We start from the raw sequence: 2,168 nt of genomic DNA, 5'->3' as shown, positions 1-2,168 counted from the left end.
CTCACCGCGGCGGCGAAGACGTCGCTCGGCACCGTGCCGACCGTGGTCGGCATCTGCGGCAGCGTCGGGTAGTCCTCGACCGGCATCGTCGGCAGCGAGAACCGGGCGTTGCCGCAGACGATCGCCACCCGCGGGCCGTCGACCTCGACCTGGACCGGGTGCGGGGGCAGGGACCGGGTGATGTCGGCGAGGAGCCGCCCGCTGACCAGCGCCCGGCCGGCGCTTTTGGCGTGCACCTCGAGGTCGACCTGGGTGGAGACCTCGTAGTCGAACCCGGAGACCGACAGCCGCTCGCCGTCGACGTGCAGCAGCACCCCGCCGAGGACAGGCACGGGCGGCCGGGGCGGCAGGGACTTGGCGGTCCACGCGACGGCGTCGGCGATCGCGTCCCGATCTATCTCGAACTTCATCGGCGACGGCCTCCTGGACGAGCTGAGTGAGGGAGCGGGGTGGTGCCGTGGGTGGGGATATCCCCAGGGATCCACCGGGCAGATGGCGTGTGAGGTGTCATCTCTAGATAAGACTCGTCGTCGTCATAGGTGCTGTGGATAGTGGGGACGACGGGTGTTTGCGCAGGCCAGCGAGGGTAGCGCGATGTGAACAAGTGGTGAGGATGCCGGGGACGAACAGCGAACCGGCGGTGGATGACGGCGGGACGCACGCGGCATGCACCGGGTTGTCCACCGTTTTCCACAGAGTTCTCCCCAAGCTGTGCACTGTCGATAAGCGGAGAGTGTCGAGGTGACGGTGAGGTGCTCACTATCCGGCCCGGCAATGTGGTGGCCGTCACTCTCCGGCTCATGATTGGCGGGCCCGGACCTTGATCCGGTTGGTCAGCTCGGTGACCTGGTTGAAGATCGACCGGCGCTCGGCCATCAGCGACCGGATCTTGCGCTCGGCGTGCATGACCGTGGTGTGGTCGCGGCCGCCGAAGGTCTGCCCGATCTTCGGCAGCGACAGGTCGGTGAGCTCCCGGCACAGGTACATCGCGATCTGGCGGGCGGTGACCAGCACCCGGCTGCGGGAGGCGCCGCACAGCTCCTCGATCGACACGCTGAAGTACTCCGCGGTGATGGCCATGATCGCCGCCGCGTTGATCTCGGGCTGCTCGGACTCGGGGATGAGGTCCTTGAGCACGATCTCGGCGAGCGTCAGGTCGACACCGGTGCGGTTGAGGCTGGCGAAGGCGGTCACCCGGATCAGCGCCCCCTCCAACTCGCGGATGTTGCTCTGAATCTTGCTGGCGATGAACTCGAGCACATCCGGCGGGGCGTTCAACCGTTCCTGGGCCGCCTTCTTACGCAGGATCGCGATCCGGGTCTCCAGATCCGGCGGCTGCACATCGGTGATCAATCCCCACTCGAATCGGGTCCGCAGCCGGTCCTCCAGGGTGGACAGCTGCTTCGGCGGCCGGTCGGAGGAGATCACTATCTGTTTATTGGCGTTGTGCAGAGTGTTGAAAGTGTGGAAGAACTCCTCTTGCGTCCGCTCCTTGTTCTCCAGGAACTGGATGTCGTCGACGAGAAGAATGTCGTTATCGCGGTAGCGGCGCTGGAACGCCGACTCCTTGCCGTCGCGCAGCGAGTTGATGAAGTCGTTGGTGAACTCCTCGGAGCTCACGTAACGCACCCGGACGCCCGCGAACAGGCTCATCGCGTAGTGCCCGATCGCGTGCAACAGGTGGGTCTTGCCCAGCCCGGAGTCGCCGTAGATGAACAGCGGGTTGTAGGCCTTTGCCGGCGCCTCGGCGACGGCGACCGCAGCCGCGTGCGCGAACCGGTTGCTCGAGCCGATGACGAACGTCTCGAACTGGTACTTCGGGTTCAGCCGGTCGGACTCGCCGCGCTTGGTGATCGACGTCGGCGGCGGAACGGGCTCGTCCTCGACCGGGTAAGGGTCCTCCTCGACGGCCGCGCTCCCGCCGGTGCTTTCGGCAATGGGCTCAGCGGGCTCGGACTCGACCGTGACGGCTACGCGCACATCCTGGGCGAGCTCGCGCGACAACGCATCCACCACCAGCGGCCGCAGCCGGGTGTCGAGGACGTCGCGAGCGAAGTCGTTTGGCGTCGCGAGCACGACGGTGTCCTGCACCAGAGCGAGCGGCTTGGTCAGGCGTAGCCACGCGCGTTGCTGAGCGGAGACCACGTCCTCGCCAAGTCCGGCAATCG

2 protein-coding genes are annotated in these 2,168 nt (G+C 66.7%); both read right to left on the bottom strand.

From position 1 onward, the window contains the following. Positions 1 to 410 (bottom strand): DNA polymerase III subunit beta (locus tag VGH85_19275; protein HEY2175953.1); only part of this gene is annotated, 410 nt, incomplete at its 3' end. A gap of 388 nt (positions 411 to 798) precedes the next feature. After that, positions 799 to 2,168: chromosomal replication initiator protein DnaA (dnaA, locus tag VGH85_19270; protein HEY2175952.1), on the bottom strand; the 1,370-nt coding region annotated here is incomplete at its 5' end.

The organism is Mycobacteriales bacterium (assembly GCA_036497565.1).
GTDB lineage: Bacteria > Actinomycetota > Actinomycetes > Mycobacteriales > QHCD01 > DASXJE01.
Note: the sequence above shows the minus strand (reverse complement) of the source record. Positions and strands in the feature narration are given on the sequence as shown.